This window comes from Rhodococcus chondri, from assembly GCF_036327435.1.
GTDB lineage: Bacteria > Actinomycetota > Actinomycetes > Mycobacteriales > Mycobacteriaceae > Rhodococcus > Rhodococcus chondri.
The window spans coordinates 19,108-37,986 of sequence record NZ_JAUZMZ010000013.1; the positions used below are offsets into that span (position 1 = coordinate 19,108).

An 18,879-nucleotide genomic window follows, 5' to 3' on the forward strand; every position below is an offset into this window, starting at 1 on the left:
ATAACGACAAACAGGTAGTGCTCGCAGGACCGAAACGGCTACCCTTGCCGACGACCTAGTTATACAGGTAATACTTGTGTAGCGGGATTGGTGTGGCACCGGCAACACATCCGTCCGCGAGCGACCATGTCGAGGGAAACGGAGCTGAAGTGGACACGATCGACACCGGCCTGGTGATACTCCGAGTGCTGCTGGGGTTGACGATGGCGGCGCACGGATACGGCAAGCTTTTCCGCGGCGGCCGCATCCCCGGCACGGCCGGATGGTTCGACGGCATGGGTATGCGGCCCGGCAAGGTGCACGCGTGGCTGGCCGCGCTCACCGAGGTCGGCGCGGGTATCGCGCTCGCGCTGGGCCTGCTCACCCCATTTGCGGCCGCCGGATTCGTCTCCCTCATGTTCGTCGCCGCGTGGACCGTGCACCGAGGCAAGGGCTTCTTCGTGGCCGCCGACGGCTGGGAGTACAACCTCGTCCTCGCCGGGGGAGCAGTGGTCGTCGCGATCATGGGCGCCGGTAGCGCAAGCCTCGATCACCTGATTTTCGGCGACAACCTGCTCGACGGCTGGGTCGGCGGCGCAATCGCGCTCATCGGCGGCCTGGCCGCGGCCGGCCTCCTGCTCGGGACGTGCTACCGGCCCGCACCGAAGCGGAGGGGCGAGTCGGTGACCGCGTCGTGACAATGGATTTCCTCGAGCTGCACGCCCGCGAATCCGTCCGCGACACGGTCGCCCGATGCACGCACGCCGGCGACGGCGGGAAGCTCACCGAGCTCGCCGACTGCTTCACACCCGACGGCACACTCGAGGTCAAGGGCCGGTCCAGCGCGACGGGCCGGAGCGCGATCGTCGACATGCTCGGTGAAGGCGCGACCCCTGCGGATGCGCCACGGACCACCTCGGGAGCGAGGTTCTTCCAGCGCCACTTCGTCGCCAATCTGACGTTCGACGCAATCACGCCCGACCGCATCGACACCCGTGCCTACTTCGTGGTGTTCGGCCCGGACGGCGCGGACCACTGGGGCAGATACCGGGACGCGTTCGTCCCGGACGGTGACCGCTGGCTCATCGCGCACCGCTTCGTGGCAGTCGACACCACGGCGCCCGGTTCGTTCCTCGCGGCCCGGTGGTCACAGTGACCGCACGCGGATTCGTCAACATCCGTGACGTGGGCGGACTGCCGCTCGTCGACGGCGGCGTGACCGCACACGGGGTTCTGTACCGAGGCGACGCCCCCTACCCGGGCGACTCGGTGCTTCCGGAACTCGAATCCTGGCCGCCGAGCGCCGTCGTCGATCTGCGCGGTGACACCGAACGCGACCGATTCGCGTATGGCTGGCCTGACGGCACGGTGGTGCACAACATGCCGTTGTTCGATTCGGCGGCCCCCGGTGCCCGACCGGTCGATCTGCAGTCGCTCTACGCGCGCATGCTGCACTACAACGAAACCCGCGCGGGGGAAATCCTCGCGCTCGTCGCCGAACCCGACGGTCCCGTCCTGCTGCACTGCACGGCCGGCAAGGACCGCACGGGCGTCCTCGTCGCTGTGCTGTTGCTCGCGGCCGGTGTCGAACCGGACGCCGTCGTCGACGACTACGTCCGCAGCGAAGAGGCACTGTTCGACCTCATCGACCGGTGGCTCGATGTCGGTATCCGTACCCGCAATTCCCCGCCGCTCGCCGAGCAGTTCCTGCGCGCACCCGCCGACGCGATCACCCCGATCGTCGAGCAACTCACGTCGGCGCCCGGGGGACCGGCACAGTGGATGCTCGATCACGGCGCAAACCCCGCCCACCTCGACACCTGGCGGGCTCGGCTGCACGGAGTCGCTGCGCCGGCAACCGGCGATTCGGAAGGACAGAAAGCATGACCCCGACACGAACCGATGTCGTGGCACCGGCGGTGCTGACCGAACTCCGCGACGGGGTCCTCGTCATCACGCTGAACAGGCCTCACGCCCGCAACGCGATGAACGCGGACATGGCCGAACAGATCGGCGACGCCCTCGAATGCGCCCACCACGACCCACAGGTGCGGGTCGTGATCCTCACCGGCGCCGGCGACCAGGCGTTCTGTGGTGGCGGCGACCTCGTGGCGATGTCCGAAGGGCAGTCCCTCGAACCTGCCGACCCGGTCAAGGAGGCATGGGGTTTCGGGGGAGTGTGCCGGCACCCCATCGACAAGCCGATCATCGCCGCGGTCAATGGTTTTGCGGTCGGTGGTGGCGCTCAAATCGTCCTCACGTGCGACCTCGTCGTCGCCGAGGAGAACGCCGTGTTCTCCCTCCCCGAGGTCGGGAACGGTCTCGTCGCATCGTCCGGCGCGGCAGTGCGGCTCCCTGCGTGGCTTCCCCGGCCGATCGCCATGGAACTCCTGTTGCTCGGCCGCCGCTTCACGGCGGAGGAGGCACGCTCGTGGGGGCTCGTCAACCGTGTGGTGCCGCCCGGTCGTGCCCTCGACGAAGCACTCACTATGGCCGAGGTCATCGGCCGACAGGCTCCGCTCGCGGTGCAGGCCACCAAGCGGATGGTGGCGGGTATCGTCGGCCGCGAGTTCGTCACCGAAAGCGATGCGTGGGAACGGAATCTGATCGAGGTGGCCGCGAACCGGGCCACCGAGGACGCGAAGGAAGGCCCCCGCGCGTTCGCCGAAAAACGACGACCCGTGTGGCAGGGAAGGTAACTCCATTTCGTTGCAGTATCCGCGCGACCACAGTATCCGCATGACGTCGACCACCAGAACGAAGGCTCCCGAGATGACAGTATCCGACATCACCACTTACGATCCCGCAGCGCTGCGCGACCAGTGGTACCGCGAGGGCTTCTACAGCGACCGCACGTGGCCCGATGTGCTCGCTGAGAGCTGCGTGACGGGGGCGTCGGCAACCGTCGTCTACGCCGGAGTCGAAGGCGCACAACTTGTTACGACGGTCGGTGAGATCCACACGCTCGCCCAGCGCGTCGCCGCGGCACTGCAGAATCGTGGTGTCCGCGCGGGCGACTCGGTCGCGGTGCAGCTGTCCAACAGGATCGAAGCGTCGATCGCCTACGAAGCGGTCCTGCTTGCCGGCGCGGTCCTCGTGCCGATCGTGCACATCTACGGACCGAACGAGGTCCGGTTCATCCTCGAACAGTCGGGCGCCAAGATCCTCGTCCAGCCCGATCGCTGGCGTTCGATCGATTACGGCGACCGCGTCGCCGCATACGCCGACATTTCCACGCTCGAACACGTGGTGGTGGTCGGTGATTCCGTTCCCGCCGGTGCGTCGGCGTGGGCCGACCTCGTCACCTCCACTGCGGAGTACACACGACCCGCTGTGCACGCCGACGACGTCGCGTTGCTGATCTACACCTCCGGCACCACCTCTGCTCCGAAAGGCGTGCAGCACAGTCACAATTCGCTGCTCGCCGAGCAACAGTCGGCACCGCAGTATCTGGGCGCGGGTGAGGATGCGGTTCAGCTCGTGTCGTTCCCGCCCGGACACATCGCGGGTGTCGGCAGCGTGCTGCGTCCGCTGCTGCACGGGCAGAACACGGTCTACATGGACGTGTGGGACCCCGCCCTGGCGGTCGAGTTGATCGCTCGGCATCGTGTCACCGCGACGTCGGGCACCCCCTTCCACCTCACCGGCATGCTCGACCTCGGCGACGTGACCGAAAGACTTGCGACGCTGCGTGAATTCCTGATCGGAGCAGCGACGGTGCCCGAGGACCTGGTCCGCCGCGCCGCCGACGTCGGCATCAGTACATACCGGTGCTACGGGTCGACCGAACAACCCACTATCACTGCAGGCTCCACCACCGACCCGGAGGCTGCGCGTCTCGGTACCGACGGTTCGCCGCTGCCCGGAGTGCGGGTACGTATCGTCGACGAAAGCGGCGCCGACACCCCCACCGGAGTCGACGGTGAAGTCGTCACCCGCGGTCCCGACCAGTTCGTCGGCTACCGTGACGCGAGTCTCAACGCATCGGCGTTCACCGCCGACGGCTGGATGCGCACCGGCGACCTCGGCCACCTCGACGCCGACGGACGGCTCACGATCACCGACCGCATCAAAGACGTGGTGATCCGTGCGGGGGAGACCATCTCGTCGGGCCAGCTCGAGGATGTACTCGCCGCGCACCCGGCGGTTGCCGAAGCCGCGATTGTCGCGGCGCCCGACTCTCGATACGGAGAAGTCGTCGCCGCGGTGGTCGTCCCGGTGCCCGGGGCCGAGATCGATCTCGACAGTATTCGCGAGCACTTCGCGAAATCCGGCCTGGCGAAACAGAAGACGCCCGAGCGACTCGCCATTGTCGACGCGCTGCCGCGTACGGCGCTCGGTAAGATTCGCAAGGCCGAGCTCCGGGCCGAGCATTTCCCGAAGGGCGGCAACCGATGAGCGTGCGCTGGCAGGATCTGCGGCTGCCGGTCATGGCGGCACCCATGTTCATCGTCTCGAATCTCGATCTGGTGATCGCCGCGTGCCGCGCAGGTGTCATCGGCGCATTTCCGTCCGCGAACCCGCGGGCACCAGAGACACTCGACGACTGGCTCGGCGCCATCCGCGCTGCCGAGCGCGACAGCATCGACCGTGGCGAGCCGTTCGCGCCGTTCTGTGTCAACATGCTCGCGTCGTCTGCACTCGACAAGGACAAGCGCGACCGTGCGCTCGCGACCGTCGCGAAATACGAGGCGCCACTGATCCTCACCAACATGGGGGATCCGAAAGAGGTCGTCGACGCCGCGCACGGCTGGGGCGGCACGGTGTTCCATGACGTGACGACCATCCGACACGCCGAGAAAGCGATCGAGGCCGGTGTCGACGGACTCATGCTCGTGTGCGCGGGAGCCGGGGGACACGCGGGCACGTTGTCGCCGTTCGCCTTCCTGCCCCAGGTGCGCCGCATGTTCGACGGGCCCATCATGCTGGCCGGCGGTATCGCGGACGGCAACGGTATCGCGGCGGCGCTCGCACTCGGAGCCGACCTCGTAGTGATGGGTACGCGATTCATCGCGACACTCGAATCGGGCACGGTCGACGACCACAAGGGCATGCTCGTGAATTCACGCAGCGAGGACGTGGTGTTCACCGACGCGATTGCGGGACTGCCCGCGAGCTTCCTCGCGCCGTCGATCGCCGCGAACGGGCTCGACCCCGCCGAACTGCCGAAACCTCTGGCCAAACACCGCCCGAACCTGCCTGCCGGTGTGAAACCGTGGAAGACGGTGTTCAGCGGCGGTCATTCGACCGGGTTGATCCACGATGTTCCGCCCGTGGCCGGGGTGGTCGACCGGCTGGTGCACGAGTTCGACTCGGCCCGCGAAGCGGGCAACTGGCGTACCGCGCTCGCCGCATCGGTGTCGCGGGAGAAAGAGAAGCAGTCATGACAGATGTCCCGCAACCATCCACACTCAGCGGCTTCAACGCACGTCTGGGTATGACGCTGACCGAAGTCACGGCCGACCGCGCCGTCGCCACGATCGAGATCGCCGAGGGACACCTACAGCCTGCGGGCATCGTTCACGGTGGCGTGCACTGCGCGATCATCGAGACCTTGGCGAGTATCGGGGCAGGTCACTATTTCTCGGGTCCGGGACGCAGCGTCGTGGGGGTGAACAACTCGACGGACTTCATTCGCGCGGTGGGCGCGGGAAGCGTGCTCCGGGCTGAGGCGACTCCGTTCCACCGCGGCCGGACCCAGCAGCTGTGGCAGGTCGAGATCGTCGGATCCGACGGCCGGCTCGTGGCCCGCGGAAACGTGCGACTGGCGAATCTGGAGCCCCGATGAAATCACCAACCAGTCACGGAACCGAGGCAACCATGACCGACGTGCTGTCGATCGAACATCCGCGTGAAGGGGTCAAGGTCCTGCGGATGAACCGCCCGGACAAGCTCAATGCATTGGATCTCGAGCTTGTTGCGACGCTGCACCGGGAGTTCGACGCGCTTGCATCCGACCGGTCGACCCGCATCGTTGTGCTGACGGGCGCCGGCCGGGGCTTCTGCGCAGGACTCGACCTCGACGGATACGGTGACGTACCCGGCACCGAGCATTCCGGTGCGGTGCATCGGACGCTGGCGCGCCAGGAGGACATCGCCTCGCTGGTGCAGAAGATCCGGCGACTGCCGCAGGTGTTCGTCGCAGCCGTCAACGGACCGGCGGCCGGTGGAGGCTTCGCCCTCGTGTGCGCAAGTGACGTACGTATCGCATCCCGAAGCGCTGTATTCGCAGTGTCGTTCATCAAGGTCGGGTTCTCGGGCTGCGATATCGGTACGTCGTGGCTGCTGCCGCGGATCGTCGGTGCCGGCCGCGCGCACGAATTGATGCTCACGGCCAGGAAGTTCGACGCCGACGAAGCGCTTCGGATCGGGCTGCTGTCCGATGTCGTATCCGATTCGGAACTGACCGAACGTGTTACGCGGTGTCTCGACGACCTTCTTGCGGCGCCTCCGTTGTCTCTGGCGCTGACCAAGCGCGGCATGTGGCTCTCACTCGAGATGCCCTCGTTCGATACTGCTGTCGAATTCGAGAACCGGCAACAGGCGCTCACCTCGCTGACCGCTGACCAATCGGAGGCGATAACCGCCTTCGTGGAAAAGTGCGCCCCCGGCTACGAGAGCCGATGAGATGGTGTCCATGAGAAATGAGGCTGCGAAGGCCGACGCCCCCGTTGTCCTGATCAGCGGTGCGGGTCGCGGAACCGGTCGGGCGATCGCCCTGCGTCTTGCGGGGGAAGGATTTGCGGTCGCCGGCCTGTATGCCCGGGACGACGAAGCCGCAGAGAAAACTCGGTCCGAAGTGGAGTCGACCGGTGTGCGGTGCCGGATGTATCGGTGCGATGTGGCGGACGCGGCCGCCGTCACGGAGCGGGTCGAGCAGGTGTCGGCCGATTTCGGACGCATCGATGCGCTGGTCCACAATGCCGGGATCGCCAGTCGCGGAAAGGCCGTGGCCGACACGGATCCGGCGGAGATGACCCGCGTGGTCGGGGTGCACGCCTTCGGTGCGTTCCACCTGCTCTCGGCGACAATCCCGCTGTTGCGCAAATCCGATCGTGCCTCTGTGGTTCTCATCTCCAGCACAGCAGCGGCCACCATGCTTCCCGGCAACGCGCCGTACACGATCGGCAAGGTGGCGCTCGAAGCACTCGGCAGGACCGTCGCAGCCGAAGAGGCGCGCAACGGCATTCGAGTGAACATCGTGGCGCCCGGACTCATCGCCACCGAGATGGGCGACCGTCTGGCCCGTGCCGTGACCGGCGCCGCGGACGCGGCCGAGCTCGACGCGCGGATGCCGTTCGGGCGGGTCACGCGCCCGGAGGACGTGGCCGAGACGGTGGAGTTCCTGGTCTCGGATCGCGCACATCAGGTCACCGGCCAGCGCATCGAGGTGCACGGTGGTGTTCCGGGCGTCCCGAGGGAATAGCCGGACTGGGACGGTGTGACCGCATCGGCGAGCGTCATGCTTGTCGTCCGGTCCAGTTCTTTTGGCTGCTTTGGTATTTCGCCATCTACGTAGGGCGGCTATGGTGATCGTATGAATGCCCCGGTGTCCGTTGCACACGCGCAGTTCGTTTCCGTTCTACGCGTCGAGGGTGAGCGTATCGCTGCGATGCCTGCCGACATGCTCACCGCGGCGGTACCGTCCTGCCCGGGATGGACGCTCGAGCACGTCGTCCGGCATGTCGGCAGAGTGCACTCGTGGGCGACAGCTGTGCTGCAGTCGGAGCCGAGTACCCCGATCGGTGACATCCGCCCGAAGAGCAGGATGTCTCACGGGCCGGACTGTCTCACCGAGTACCGAACCGTGCTCGATGGGCTGTTGACCGAATTCGCCCATCTGGATCCCGCCACACCGCGTCCCGCGTTCGTGGGCTCGGGGACTGTCGGATGGTGGGCGCGACGTCAGGCGCATGAGACGACGGTGCATCGGATCGACGCGGCCGACGCTGTGCATGCGGCGGGTGGCCCCGAACCCGACCCACTCGATCCGGCAGTCGCGGCCGATGGTGTCGACGAATGGCTGAGTTTTGCGCTCGCGCGCATCGTGGGGGATCCGGGTGCGCCCGGAACAGTCGGGGTACCGGACGAACTGCGGGGTCGGACGGTCCATGTGCACGGCACCGACACCCCGGATGCGGAATGGTCTATCACGTTCACCGAAGACGGCGTGCGGGTAACGGGTGAGCACACGAAAGGTGATGTGGCGCTGCGCGGCCCAGCGGCGGACCTGCTGCTGACGTTGTGGAACCGGCGGCCTCTCGAATCGGTGCGGGTCTTCGGGGATGCGACCATCGCGCGCGCGATGCTCGATGCGGTTCGCGTCTGACCTGCCGAGGGCGGTCGGTTCGGTGCCGGAATGTGTCAGGACTTTGAGATCGACGGCGGCACAGCGATCTTCATTTGATTATGTGTAGGACTGCAACGTGAAAGGCGTACCATGACCTCAGAGGAAATCGGTTTTGTCGAGTCCGACGATTACCTGCACCCCGTCTCCGACAACTTCTACGAGAACGAGACGTTCTGGTTCTCGTTCTTCGTTCCGGAACGCAACATCGGCGCCTGGATCTATGTCGGGGTCCGGCAGAACGCGGGAATAACGCACGGCGGGCTGTGGCTCTGGGACGACACAGCGGTGGAGCCGTGGGATCTGCCCTTCTACGAGGGTTTCTCGGCACTGAAACTGCCGACCTTCGACGGGCCGAGACTGATCAGCCCGACTGGCGCAACGATCGACGTGGTCGAGCCGGGTATGGCTTACAACCTCCGCTACAACGACCGTAAGCGTATCGACGTCGAGCTGTCGTTCCGCGGATTCGAACGTCCTGTTGCGCTTCTCCGAGGAACCCCGCCCTATCCGGAGGCATCGCACTACGACCAGACCGGCCGGGTCACCGGGCACGTGATTCTCGATGGTGAACGGATCGAGGTCGAGTGCTGTGCAATGCGAGACCGGTCGTGGGGTCCGCGCACCGAGCGCGGATACGGGCGCGTGGGATACACCTGGCTGACCGACCCCGAGTGCAGCCTGCTGACCTATTCGGTGCCGACCGACGCGACCGACAACGTGCATTCGGGGTACATCCGTCGCGGCGACGAGGTCTCACGTCTGGTGCGCGGTGAGCGGAAGGTGGTGCGCGATCCGGCTCGTGCCTGGGTGGAGAGGCTCGAGATCGCGGTGATCGACGAGCACGGTGCCGAGATCGTCGCCACCGGGACGGCCCGCAGCCGGATGATTCTGCCCGGTGCAACCAGCGTGTGCATCAACACGTTGATCGAGTTCGAGATCGACGGCCGGACCGTCTACGGGGAAGACCAGGACGTGTGGTCGATCGACCTCTTCCGGCAGGCGCGTTCGAACCGGGGGTGAACCAGTCGCCGCCTCGCGGAGTGTGATCAGAGGTCGCCGAACCGCTCGTCGATTCCGTCGAGGCGGCAACGAATACGTACTGCCGCGTCGCGAGCGGTAGCTATTGCGTCGGCGGCCGCAGAGAGAGCCTGCTCGAGTTCCGCATTGGGGTGCCCAGGCGTTCCGGCCGCGGTGTGGGCCGCGGGTTGGGGTCGTAGAGCGGGCGCGACGAACGTTCGGAACCGATGACGCGCGGTCTTTTCGGATCGGTCCGGATATTCCGCCGCAAGGTAGGTCTGTTCGAGGAGGAAGTCGATCATCTCCCTGATGGGGATGTCGGTGCGGACGACGCCGGCCGCTTGACCCGCGAGCAGGACCGGACCGGTGATCTCGTCGGTCAGCGACCGGATGTCCTCGTCCAGCACAGCGGCCGAGCGCTGCGCGACCAACGCCCTGATGACAGGGTCTTCGGGCAGCTCCCGCGTCGTGTACACCAGGACTTCTTCCATCTTCGCGAAGATGTCGCGTTGCGCTGCGATGATCTCGCGGGTGCGAGCGATATGGTTCCGGGCCCGGTGGATGCCGACCAAGATGATCATGCGGGGTGTGTTGCCGAGCTGACGGAACGCGGTCGCGCGGGACACACCCGCACGCTCGGCTACTGCTGCCATCGTCACCGCAGTGGTCCCCTGGATCTGCATCTCTTCGTCGGCGGCTCGCACGAGTCGCGTTCGGACGCTCTCATCGCAGGCGGGCAATGAGTCGGGTGTCTGCGACGGCATGCGGTCACTCTAACGCCGGGACGGTTGCAGTGCTGTGTCGGGCCGTGGCGTGATTGCCGACACCACCTATCTATCGATGTGACATAGGTCTCGACAAAGCGGGCGATCCTCGCTACGATCGTCGCAGAAAATCTCAAACCTTGCGATCGAGCAGGGTCTGAGTCTCACGATGAGTCGGATTGTTGCGGTTCGTGCTTCTTGCTCCTCTGCATGCACGTGCCGCCCACGTCGAAACGGCAGGATCCAATGAAGCTCACGGTCGACACCTCCAAATGCTCCGGACATGCCCGCTGCTATGCGGTGGCCCCCGACGTGTTCGATATCGATGACTTGGGCTATGCCGTCCCGCTCGACCGCGAGGTCGAGGAACCGGTCGACGACGGAATCACCGCCGGAATTGCGGCGTGCCCCGAGCACGCCATCTCCATCCACTGAATCGTAGTCGTATCCCTCCCGGCACACGCCACCGTCCTCTCCGGCTGCACACATGCGGCTGGAGAGGCTCTCGAACCGCAGTACTCCCAGCTCTCCCCACCGCCGAATTCGAAACAAGGACAACAACTATGGGACGTGTACAGGACAAGGTCGTCTTCATTACGGGCGTTGCCCGCGGGCAGGGCCGCGCGCACGCCGTGCGGCTCGCCGAGGAGGGCGCGAACATCGTCGGCGTCGATTTCTGCGAGGACATCAAGACCAACGCCTACTCGATGGCCACGCCGGACGATCTCGCCGAGACCGTACGTCTGGTCGAAGCGGCGGGAGGCCGCATGCTTTCCACAATCGCCGATGTGCGCGACCGTCAGGCCCTGACCGCTGCGGTCGAGGCCGGAGTCGCCGAGTTCGGCCGCATCGACGGCGTCGTCGCACAAGCCGGCATCTGCCCGCTCGGAACCGACGACCCGCAGGCCTTCCTTGACGCATTCACGATCGACTTCGTCGGCGTCGTCAACGCGGTCGAGGCAGCCCTCCCGCATCTGGCCGACGGCGGTTCGATCGTCGCGACCGGCAGCCTCGCAGCTCTGCTGCCGGGTTCCACCGACAATCCGACGACCGGGGCCGGTGGTCTCGGGTATTCGCTCGCCAAGCGATCGATCGCCGCCTTCGTGAACGACCTGGCAGTGGTGGTCGGGCCCAAAGGTATTCGAGTGAACGCCGTGCACCCGACCAACGTCAACACACCCATGCTCCACAGCGAGATCATGTACCGGCAGTTCCGTCCGGATCTCGAGTCGCCGACGCGCGAGGATGCGGAACCCGTCTTCCCCGTGATGACCGGTATGGGCGTTCCGTACGTCGAGCCCGAGGACATCGCCGAGATGGTGCTGTACCTACTGTCCGATGCGTCGCGGTACGTCACCGGCATGCAGATGCGCGTCGACGCCGGCGGCTACGTCCGCAACCGCCCCCAGCAACCCTCCTTCTGATCGACTTCCATCCAGAGTTCGGAGAATCCCTTGGCACAGAACACCTCTCGGCTGTACATCGACGGCAAATGGGTCGACAGCGAATCGGAGGTCGTCCTCGACGTCCTCAATCCGGCGACGGAGGAAGTGATCGGCCGCGTCCCGCAGGCCACCGTCGGAGAAGTGACCCGGGCCATCGACGCCGCACGACGCGCCTTCGACGAGGGTCCGTGGCCGACGATGTCACCCCGCGAGCGCGCCCAGGTGCTGCTGCGGATGGCCGACGCGATGGACAAGCGCCGCGCCGAACTCGTCGAGCTGAACATCGCGGAGTCCGGCTCGACCCGGATGCTGGCGGAATACCTGCAGGTAGGGATCCCGCTGCAGCACTTCCGCGACATGGCCGACCGCATCCTGCCGACATACCAGTTCGAGCGCGGTGTACTGCCGACAGTGGGCGACGGAATCGGCCAGGGCATCGTTGTCCGCGAGCCGGCCGGGGTTGCGGTGCTCATCTCGGCGTACAACTTCCCACTGTTTCTCAATGTCATGAAGCTGGCCCCGGCCCTCGCCGCAGGCTGCACCGTCGTACTCAAGCCGGCCCCGACCACACCGCTCGAAGCCTTCGTCCTCGGTGAGATCGCCGACGAAGCAGGACTTCCCGCCGGCGTACTCAACATCGTCACCGGCGACACCGACGCCGGCCGGGAGCTGACCACGAACCCGAAGGTCGATCTCGTGAGCTTCACCGGCTCCGACACCGTCGGCCGACTCGTCTACGAGCAGGCCGCACCGAGCCTGAAGAAGGTGGTTCTCGAGCTCGGCGGCAAGTCCGCGAACATCATCTGTGAGGACGCCGATCTCGCTGCCGTCGTCCCCTCTGTAATCGGGAACATGATCACCCATGCGGGACAGGGCTGTGCGCTCTTCACCCGGACGCTCGTGCATCGCTCCCGGTACGACGAACTCGTCGCGGCCGTCACCGCAGGACTTGCCCACGTCAAGGTCGGCGATCCTGCGGAACCGGACACCGTCATGGGCCCGTTGATCAGCGAAGCCCAGCGCAGCAAGGTCGAATCGCTCATCGCCACCGGCATCGAACAGGGTGCGAAGGTGGCCTTCGGCGGCGGCCGTCCGGCCCTCGACAAGGGATTCTTTGTCGAACCGACCCTGTTCGTCGACGTCGACAATTCGATGGACATCGCTCAGAAGGAGTTCTTCGGCCCGGTCGGCGTCATCATCCCGTTCGACGACGACGACCACGCGGTGCGCCTCGCCAACGACAGCGACTTCGGCCTCGGCGGCAGTGTCTTCGCCGCCGATCCCGTACGAGCCCTGGGTATCGCCAAGCGGATCCGCACCGGCATGGTGTCGATCAACGGCGGTGGCGGGGGAGTCACCCCGCACGTGCCGTTCGGCGGATACAAGCAGTCCGGTCTGGGTCGGGAATGGGGCGAGGCCGGCCTCGAAGAATACCTGCAGACCAAAGCCATCACTTGGAGTGCTGCCCGCGGTTGACGCGGGGTGCTCTTCGTCGACCTCCACCGCGAGCGATTCAGACCGTAAGGACTTTCCATGACTCAGACAGAACCCACCGGGACGAAGCCCGCCGCGGGCACCTGCCCCGTGCACAACTTCAACTACACCGAGTACCAGCCCGTCGGCACGTGGTTCGCCCGGTACGACGAGTTCCGCGAGAAATCACCGATTTTCCGGAACGAGTTCGGTCCGGGCTTCTATACCGTCGCCAACTACGAGGGCATTCTCGCGGTTATGCAGGACGCGGAGACGTTTTCGAACAGCGTCGTCACTCCGCTCGATCCCAATCCGCCGTTCAAGTGGATTCCGGAGATGCTCGACGGCGACGAGCACCTGCAGTGGCGTAAGCAGCTCGGGCCGTTGTTCTCCCCGAAAACTACCGAAAAGCTCGACGGGAAGGTCCGGGAGCGCGCGATCGAGCTCGTCGAGGCGATCCAGGCGAAGGGCGGGGGCGCGACCGAATTCATGGCCGAGTTCGCGCAGCAGTTCCCGACCTCGATCTTCTTGGAACTGATGGGACTCCCGGTCGAGGAGCTGCCGCAGTTCATGGAGTGGGAAAACGCGATTCTCCATGCCTCCGGCGATGATCTCGAAGCGCGCGAGGCAGGCCAGATCGCGGCGATGCAAGCCGTGATGGGACGGTTCTTCTCGGTCATCGCCGAGCGGCGCGCCGAGCCCCAGGACGACATCGTGAGCAGGGCACTCACCTTCGAAATCGACGGCAAGCCGGTGAGCGACGAGGACCTGCTCTCGTTCTGCCTGCTGATGTTCATGGCCGGCCTCGACACCGTGTCGGTGACGCTCGGCTGGGCGTTCTACCACTTCGCGACGCATCCCGAAGACCGTGCGCGCATCGTCGAAGATCCTGACCTGATCCCGGGTGCGCTTGAAGAAATTCTGCGGGCGTACGCCATCGTCGTGCCGGCGCGAAAGGTCATGAAAGACACCGAGTTACTGGGCTGCCCGATGAAGGCCGGCGACATGGTGAACTTCGCTATCGCCGCGGCAACCCGCGACGAGGCCGCCTTCGAGAACGGTACCGAAGTCGACATCACGCGGACTCCCAACAATCACATCGCGTTCGGTGCGGGACCGCACCGGTGCCTCGGTTCGCACCTGGCGCGGCGCGAGCTGCGCATCGCACTCGAGGAGTGGCACAAGCGTATTCCGGAGTACCGGCTGGCTCCGGACGCGGAGCTCGTCGAAACCGGTGGTCAGCTCGGGCTGACTTCTCTTCCCCTCGAGTGGGACCGCTAGTCCGGCTCGCTGCCGCATCACACCAGCACACCCCTTCGACCCGGAGGCGAATTATGCCGCTGCAGGATCACATGCATTTGATTTCGACCGACGATCATTTGATCGAACATCCGCGGTTGTGGTCGGACCGGCTGCCGTCGAAGTTTCTCGATATCGGTCCGAAGATCATCGAAAAGTCCATGCCGAGTGGTCTTTTCCCCATTCCCGGTGCTCCTGTCGGGACACGGTTGGCAGAAGTGTGGGAGTACGAGGGGCGGATCTACCCGTACATCGGCCTGAACGCGGTCGCGGGTAAGAAGCCGGAGCAGTACGGCGTCGAACCCACTCGTTACGAAGATATGCTCCCGGGTTGTTACGACTCGCGGGCACGGCTGCTGGACATGGACATCGACGGTGTCCAGGCAGGGTTGTCGTTCCCCTCGTTTCCCCGGTTCGCGGGAACAGTGTTCCTCGAAGCCGAGGACAAGGAACTCGCCCTGCTGTGTGTGAAGGCATGGAACGACCACATGCTCGACGAATGGTGCGCGGCGGCACCTGACCGGTTGATTCCGATCGTGATCCTGCCGTTGTGGTCGGTGGAGGAATGCGTCCAGGAGATCCAACGGACAGCGGCCGAGGGCGCGAAAGCTATTTCCTTCCCGGAGAATCCGGTGCCGCTGGGATTGCCCTCGTTCTACACCGATCATTGGGACCCGGTGTTCTCGGCAGCGGAAGATGCCGGCATGCCGTTGTGCATGCACTTCGGGACCTCCGGTCAGGCGCCGATCACGGCTCCCGAGGCGCCGATGGCGGTGATGATCGCCTTGTTCGGGTGTAACTCCATGTACGCGACGGCCGATCTGCTGTTCTCCCCCGTCTTTCACAATCACCCGAATCTGAAGGTGATGATGTCCGAAGGGGGGATCGGCTGGGCGCCGTACCTGCTCGAACGGATGGACCTGACGTGGGAGAAACACCGGTTCTATCAGAACATCGATCAGTCCGCGAAGCCGTCGGAACTATTCGCCGAGCACATTTTCGGGTGCTTCATCGACGACCGGTTCGGTGTGGACAATCGGCACAGCGTGGGAATCGACAACATCACCTGGGAATGCGATTACCCCCATTCCGATTCGAACTGGCCGAACAGCCGCAAACGCGTGCACGATGCGATGCTCGATGTTCCCGACGAGGACGTGCATAAGATGGTCGAGTTGAACGCTCGCCGGCTGCTCAATTTCCCTCGTCCCTGAATTGAAGGCAGAGGCAGGAACTTTCACCTTCCGAAGGATCGATATGGCCGAACCGATCGAACAGCTACCCGAGGACGACTGGGTCGACCAGGACCTGCTCACCAGGGGCCTGGCCGGCGAGCTGCTGGACGAAGAGATCGCCGCCGAACGAGGCCGCCTTGCGCGACTCGATCGAGGCGAGAGTGGTGAGGACATTCTCATGACTCGCGCCGACATGGAACGGCGCCTGGCCGCGATGCTCGAAGTCCGGAAACGCGTCGACGCACCGAATTCCGTGAAGTTCTGATGCACCAGCTATGGAGGACATGTGAGCCGAAGTACCGTCGTCGACACGGGTAGGCCGCTGCCGCAGCCGACTTTGGCGACCGCCGGGTTCTGGGCCTCGGGAGCGGACGGTGTCCTGCGAGTTTCCCAGTGCGGCGACTGCAGTAAGCGAATGCATCCGACGACGGTGCTGTGTCCGGACTGCGGTGGACGCGACCTGTCGCTGCAGCCGGTCTCGGGTCGCGCCGTCGTGGTCGGCGTGACGATCAATGTGCAGCAATGGCTACCGAATCTTCCGCCGCCGTATGTCATTGCGATCGTTGCGCTCGAGGAAGATCCAAGCGTCCGCCTGACGACCAACATCGTCGGGTGCGAGCCCACCGACGTGTCGGTGGGTACCGAGGTTCGGGTCGTGTTCGAACAGGTCGATCCGGAGATTTGGCTGCCCCTTTTCGAACCGGATCCGGACGCCGACGGCACGGCCGGCCCACTGCCCGAACCCGAGAACTACCGGTCCCGGCTGCGACCGCCGGTGTCGTCGAAGAAGTTCGAAGACCGTGTCGCGATCACGGGGGTCGGGCAATCCAGACTCGGCCGGCGGCTCATGGTCGACCCCCTGACCCTGACGGTCGACGCGTGCCTGCAGGCGATCGCGGACACCGGTCTGTCCGTCGAGGACATCGACGGTCTGTCCACCTATCCGGGTGTCGCCGTCGGTGGCATGACAGAGGGCGGCATCATGCCCGTCGAGCAGTCGCTGCGGATCCGGCCGACCTGGGTCAACGGTGGCGGCGACCTGCCCGGGCAGAACGGGTCGATCATCGCGGCGATGCTTGCCGTTGCATCGGGACTGTGCCGGCACGTTCTGTGCTTCCGCACTGTGTGGGAGTCGAGCCACGCCGAGTTGATGCGGTCCGGAAGGTGGGACACCGGCGTCGGCCGCGCCGCGGGCATGCTCGAGTTCCGGCACCCGTTCGGTGCGATATCGGCCGCCAACTGGATCGCGTGCCAAGCGTCGCACTACTTCCACCGCTACGGTGACGCCAAGGATGCGCTCGGTGCGATCGCGGTCAACACGCGCGCCAACGCATCAGCGAACCCCGAAGCGGTCTATCGGGATCCGTTCTCGATGGATGACTACCTGAACGCCCGGATCGTCTCCACACCGTTCGGGTTGTACGACTGCGACGTCCCGATCGACGGTGCGGTCGCGGTAATAGTCTCCGCCGTCGAGACCGCCGACGACCTGCCACACAAGCCCGTCTTCGTGGAGGCGGTGGGCACGCAGATGCTGGAGAACCTGTCGTGGGATCAGGGGACCCTGACGCACCTACCGCAGTCCCTCGGTCCTGCCGCACACCTGTGGAGCCGCACCGAGCTGCGGCCCGAGGACGTCGACGTCGCGCTGCTGTACGACGGGTTCACGTTCAACGCGCTGTCGTGGCTCGAGGGACTGGGTTTCTGTGAGTTCGGTGCGGCTCGTGACTTCATCGACGGTGGGCGGGGCATTGCCGTCGACGGGCAGCTTCCGGTCAACCCGCACGGCGGCCAGCTCTCCGCCGGACGCACCCACGGCTACGGATTCTTCCGGGAAGCAGTGCTTCAACTCCGGGGACAGGCCCCGGGACTGCAGGTCGCCGATCCGCACGTCGCTGTCGTCACTGCCGGCGGCGGGGTGCCCTCGGGGGCCGTTCTTCTCCGCACCGCCTGACCACCCGCAACGCCTGACCACTAATTCGCTCACCCACGATCAGGAGTCGTAATGGACCGTCCCCTGGAGGGCATCCGCATCCTCGAGGTCGCCCAGTTCACCTTCGTTCCCGCAGCCGGAGCAGTGCTCGCGGACTGGGGCGCGGACATCATCAAGGTGGAGCATGCGGAGACGGGCGACGCGCAGCGGGGGCTCGTCCGTGTCCTCGGACTCGACGCGAACAAGGCCGGATCGTCGTTCGCCCCGATCATGGAGGGCCCCAACCGGAGTAAGCGGAGCATCGGCATCGATCTGGCAAAGCCCGAAGCGCGACCGGTTCTCGAGCATCTCGTCCGCAACAGTGACGTGTTCCTGACCAACTACCTGCCCGGCCCGCTCACCAAGCTGCAGCTAACCCTCGACGAGATCCGCGCCATCAATCCGAACATCATCTACGTCACCGGAAACGGGTTCGGGTCCGAGGGCCCCGACGCCGACAGGGGTGCATACGATGCCACGGCGTTCTGGGCACGTGGGGGCAGCGCCGACGGCGTGATGCCGCCCGATACCGATCACATGGCGTTCATGCCGTCCGGTGCCTACGGCGACAACATCGGGGGCATGACCATCGCCGGGGGTATCGCCGCGGCGATCGCCGGCCGCGAGCGCACCGGCGAACCGTCCGTCGTGGACGTGTCGCTGCTCGCCGTGGGTGCGTGGGCGACCCAGTTCTCGGTCAACCTGGCGTTGTTCACGGGTGGGCCGCTTCCCAAGGTGCAGAGGGTCTCTGCCGCTCCAGGTAACCCGCTGACCGGTTCGTACCGCACATCCGACAACCGTTGGCTGCAATTCTCGATGCTGCAGCCCACCCGCTACTGGAACGAATTCGTTTCCGCGCTGGGTCGCAAGGATCTCGTCGACGATCCGCGGTTCGCGACGATGGAGGCGATTTTCGAGCACTCCGAAGAAATCGGCGGCTGGTTCGCCGAGGCGATCGCCGAGCGGCCCTACGACGAGTGGCTCGGGGTCTTCCGTGACATCTCGGGACAGTGGGCACCCGTCCAAACCGGCTGGGACCTCGGCCACGACGAGGCGCTGATCGCCAACGGCCGGATCGCCGAGATCACCGACGCGGACGGCAAGCCTCAGAAACTGGTCGCCAGTCCGGTCAAATTCGACAACGCTCCCGTGAAGATGCATCGGGCACCCCAGTTCGCCGAGCACACCGACGAAATACTGAGGGAAATGGGCCTGGACGACGAGCAGCTCATCGATCTGAAGATCGCCGGTGCCGTCACCTAATGCCCCATGGGCTTTGTGTGATGCGCGCTACATAGTATACAAAGTGTTCTAAGTTAGGGTGTATTTCCTGCCGCCTGTCCCG

General features: G+C 65.5%; 20 protein-coding genes. 19 read left to right on the forward strand and 1 reads right to left on the reverse strand.

Going from position 1 to position 18,879, the window contains the following annotated elements; all coding sequences use genetic code 11:
* The first annotated feature begins 149 nt into the window (after positions 1 to 149).
* The 11 genes from Q8814_RS04120 (at position 150) to Q8814_RS04170 (ending at position 9,349) form a co-directional block, all read left to right on the forward strand.
* Positions 150 to 677 (forward strand): DoxX family protein, encoded by a 528-nt coding sequence (locus Q8814_RS04120; protein WP_330150741.1) that lies wholly within the window; start codon positions 150 to 152, stop codon positions 675 to 677.
* 2 nt (positions 678 to 679) lie between these two features.
* Positions 680 to 1,135 (forward strand): nuclear transport factor 2 family protein, encoded by a 456-nt coding sequence (locus Q8814_RS04125; RefSeq protein ID WP_330150774.1) that lies wholly within the window; start codon positions 680 to 682, stop codon positions 1,133 to 1,135.
* Positions 1,132 to 1,866 carry a tyrosine-protein phosphatase gene (locus Q8814_RS04130; protein WP_330150742.1) on the forward strand — a complete coding sequence of 245 codons (735 nt, stop codon included), beginning with the start codon at positions 1,132 to 1,134 and terminating at the stop codon, positions 1,864 to 1,866. The genes Q8814_RS04125 and Q8814_RS04130 overlap by 4 nt, the downstream gene beginning before the upstream one ends.
* Positions 1,863 to 2,678 carry an enoyl-CoA hydratase-related protein gene (locus Q8814_RS04135; RefSeq protein WP_330150744.1) on the forward strand — a complete coding sequence of 272 codons (816 nt, stop codon included), beginning with the start codon at positions 1,863 to 1,865 and terminating at the stop codon, positions 2,676 to 2,678. The genes Q8814_RS04130 and Q8814_RS04135 overlap by 4 nt, the downstream gene beginning before the upstream one ends.
* Before the next feature lie 40 nt (positions 2,679 to 2,718).
* Positions 2,719 to 4,377, forward strand: a complete 1,659-nt coding sequence (locus Q8814_RS04140) for an AMP-binding protein (protein ID WP_330150745.1) — start codon at positions 2,719 to 2,721, stop codon at positions 4,375 to 4,377.
* Complete coding sequence (locus tag Q8814_RS04145) at positions 4,374 to 5,366, forward strand: NAD(P)H-dependent flavin oxidoreductase (protein ID WP_330150746.1); 993 nt, start codon at positions 4,374 to 4,376, stop codon at positions 5,364 to 5,366. Before Q8814_RS04140 ends, Q8814_RS04145 begins: the two co-directional genes overlap by 4 nt.
* Entirely contained in the window at positions 5,363 to 5,767 is a 405-nt protein-coding gene (locus Q8814_RS04150) for a PaaI family thioesterase (protein ID WP_330150747.1), read from the forward strand. Before Q8814_RS04145 ends, Q8814_RS04150 begins: the two co-directional genes overlap by 4 nt.
* Positions 5,764 to 6,606 carry an enoyl-CoA hydratase/isomerase family protein gene (locus Q8814_RS04155; RefSeq protein ID WP_330150748.1) on the forward strand — a complete coding sequence of 281 codons (843 nt, stop codon included), beginning with the start codon at positions 5,764 to 5,766 and terminating at the stop codon, positions 6,604 to 6,606. The genes Q8814_RS04150 and Q8814_RS04155 overlap by 4 nt, the downstream gene beginning before the upstream one ends.
* Positions 6,607 to 6,616: 10 nt before the next feature.
* Entirely contained in the window at positions 6,617 to 7,405 is a 789-nt protein-coding gene (locus tag Q8814_RS04160) for an SDR family NAD(P)-dependent oxidoreductase (RefSeq protein WP_330150749.1), read from the forward strand.
* Between the two features lie 123 nt (positions 7,406 to 7,528).
* Positions 7,529 to 8,308 carry a maleylpyruvate isomerase family mycothiol-dependent enzyme gene (locus Q8814_RS04165; RefSeq protein ID WP_330150750.1) on the forward strand — a complete coding sequence of 260 codons (780 nt, stop codon included), beginning with the start codon at positions 7,529 to 7,531 and terminating at the stop codon, positions 8,306 to 8,308.
* Positions 8,309 to 8,419: 111 nt separating this feature from the next.
* Positions 8,420 to 9,349, forward strand: coding sequence for a DUF7065 domain-containing protein (locus Q8814_RS04170; protein ID WP_330150751.1), 930 nt, complete (start codon positions 8,420 to 8,422; stop codon positions 9,347 to 9,349).
* Positions 9,350 to 9,375: 26 nt separating this feature from the next.
* Here Q8814_RS04170 and Q8814_RS04175 read toward each other — a convergent pair whose 3' ends face one another.
* Complete coding sequence (locus Q8814_RS04175; protein ID WP_330150752.1) at positions 9,376 to 10,110, reverse strand: TetR/AcrR family transcriptional regulator; 735 nt, start codon at positions 10,108 to 10,110, stop codon at positions 9,376 to 9,378.
* 246 nt (positions 10,111 to 10,356) lie between these two features.
* On the opposite strand from Q8814_RS04175, the gene Q8814_RS04180 reads away from it, so the two are divergent.
* From Q8814_RS04180 to Q8814_RS04215, 8 genes are all read left to right on the forward strand, one after another.
* Positions 10,357 to 10,545, forward strand: coding sequence for a ferredoxin (locus Q8814_RS04180; protein WP_330150753.1), 189 nt, complete (start codon positions 10,357 to 10,359; stop codon positions 10,543 to 10,545).
* Between the two features lie 128 nt (positions 10,546 to 10,673).
* On the forward strand, positions 10,674 to 11,534 hold the full coding sequence (locus Q8814_RS04185; RefSeq protein WP_330150754.1) for a mycofactocin-coupled SDR family oxidoreductase: 861 nt from the start codon (positions 10,674 to 10,676) through the stop codon (positions 11,532 to 11,534).
* A gap of 30 nt (positions 11,535 to 11,564) precedes the next feature.
* The gene (locus tag Q8814_RS04190; RefSeq protein WP_330150755.1) at positions 11,565 to 13,031 is read left to right on the forward strand and encodes an aldehyde dehydrogenase family protein; all 1,467 of its coding nucleotides are present in this window, start codon (positions 11,565 to 11,567) and stop codon (positions 13,029 to 13,031) included.
* 57 nt (positions 13,032 to 13,088) lie between these two features.
* A complete protein-coding gene (locus Q8814_RS04195; protein ID WP_330150756.1) occupies positions 13,089 to 14,309 on the forward strand; it encodes a cytochrome P450 in 1,221 nt (406 codons plus the stop codon).
* Between the two features lie 53 nt (positions 14,310 to 14,362).
* Positions 14,363 to 15,541: an amidohydrolase family protein gene (locus Q8814_RS04200; protein WP_330150757.1), complete on the forward strand. Its 1,179-nt coding sequence runs from the start codon at positions 14,363 to 14,365 to the stop codon at positions 15,539 to 15,541.
* Between the two features lie 43 nt (positions 15,542 to 15,584).
* Positions 15,585 to 15,827 (forward strand): hypothetical protein, encoded by a 243-nt coding sequence (locus Q8814_RS04205; RefSeq protein WP_330150758.1) that lies wholly within the window; start codon positions 15,585 to 15,587, stop codon positions 15,825 to 15,827.
* A gap of 21 nt (positions 15,828 to 15,848) precedes the next feature.
* The gene (locus Q8814_RS04210) at positions 15,849 to 17,516 is read left to right on the forward strand and encodes a thiolase C-terminal domain-containing protein (RefSeq protein WP_330150759.1); all 1,668 of its coding nucleotides are present in this window, start codon (positions 15,849 to 15,851) and stop codon (positions 17,514 to 17,516) included.
* 51 nt (positions 17,517 to 17,567) lie between these two features.
* The gene (locus Q8814_RS04215; protein WP_330150760.1) at positions 17,568 to 18,797 is read left to right on the forward strand and encodes a CaiB/BaiF CoA transferase family protein; all 1,230 of its coding nucleotides are present in this window, start codon (positions 17,568 to 17,570) and stop codon (positions 18,795 to 18,797) included.
* Positions 18,798 to 18,879: the final 82 nt, after the last annotated feature.

Excerpts from the sequence above, each read along its gene's own strand:
- Q8814_RS04125 (WP_330150774.1), top strand. The coding sequence starts at position 680 with ATGGATTTCCTCGAGCTGCACGCCCGCGAATCCGTCCGCGACACGGTC.
- Q8814_RS04135 (WP_330150744.1), top strand. The coding sequence starts at position 1,863 with ATGACCCCGACACGAACCGATGTCGTGGCACCGGCGGTGCTGACCGAA.
- Q8814_RS04140 (WP_330150745.1), top strand. The coding sequence starts at position 2,719 with ATGACGTCGACCACCAGAACGAAGGCTCCCGAGATGACAGTATCCGAC.
- Q8814_RS04145 (WP_330150746.1), top strand. The coding sequence starts at position 4,374 with ATGAGCGTGCGCTGGCAGGATCTGCGGCTGCCGGTCATGGCGGCACCC.
- Q8814_RS04150 (WP_330150747.1), top strand. The coding sequence starts at position 5,363 with ATGACAGATGTCCCGCAACCATCCACACTCAGCGGCTTCAACGCACGT.
- Q8814_RS04155 (WP_330150748.1), top strand. The coding sequence starts at position 5,764 with ATGAAATCACCAACCAGTCACGGAACCGAGGCAACCATGACCGACGTG.
- Q8814_RS04160 (WP_330150749.1), top strand. The coding sequence starts at position 6,617 with ATGAGAAATGAGGCTGCGAAGGCCGACGCCCCCGTTGTCCTGATCAGC.
- Q8814_RS04170 (WP_330150751.1), top strand. The coding sequence starts at position 8,420 with ATGACCTCAGAGGAAATCGGTTTTGTCGAGTCCGACGATTACCTGCAC.
- Q8814_RS04175 (WP_330150752.1), bottom strand. The coding sequence starts at position 10,110 with ATGCCGTCGCAGACACCCGACTCATTGCCCGCCTGCGATGAGAGCGTC.
- Q8814_RS04180 (WP_330150753.1), top strand. The coding sequence starts at position 10,357 with ATGAAGCTCACGGTCGACACCTCCAAATGCTCCGGACATGCCCGCTGC.
- Q8814_RS04185 (WP_330150754.1), top strand. The coding sequence starts at position 10,674 with ATGGGACGTGTACAGGACAAGGTCGTCTTCATTACGGGCGTTGCCCGC.
- Q8814_RS04195 (WP_330150756.1), top strand. The coding sequence starts at position 13,089 with ATGACTCAGACAGAACCCACCGGGACGAAGCCCGCCGCGGGCACCTGC.
- Q8814_RS04200 (WP_330150757.1), top strand. The coding sequence starts at position 14,363 with ATGCCGCTGCAGGATCACATGCATTTGATTTCGACCGACGATCATTTG.
- Q8814_RS04205 (WP_330150758.1), top strand. The coding sequence starts at position 15,585 with ATGGCCGAACCGATCGAACAGCTACCCGAGGACGACTGGGTCGACCAG.
- Q8814_RS04215 (WP_330150760.1), top strand. The coding sequence starts at position 17,568 with ATGGACCGTCCCCTGGAGGGCATCCGCATCCTCGAGGTCGCCCAGTTC.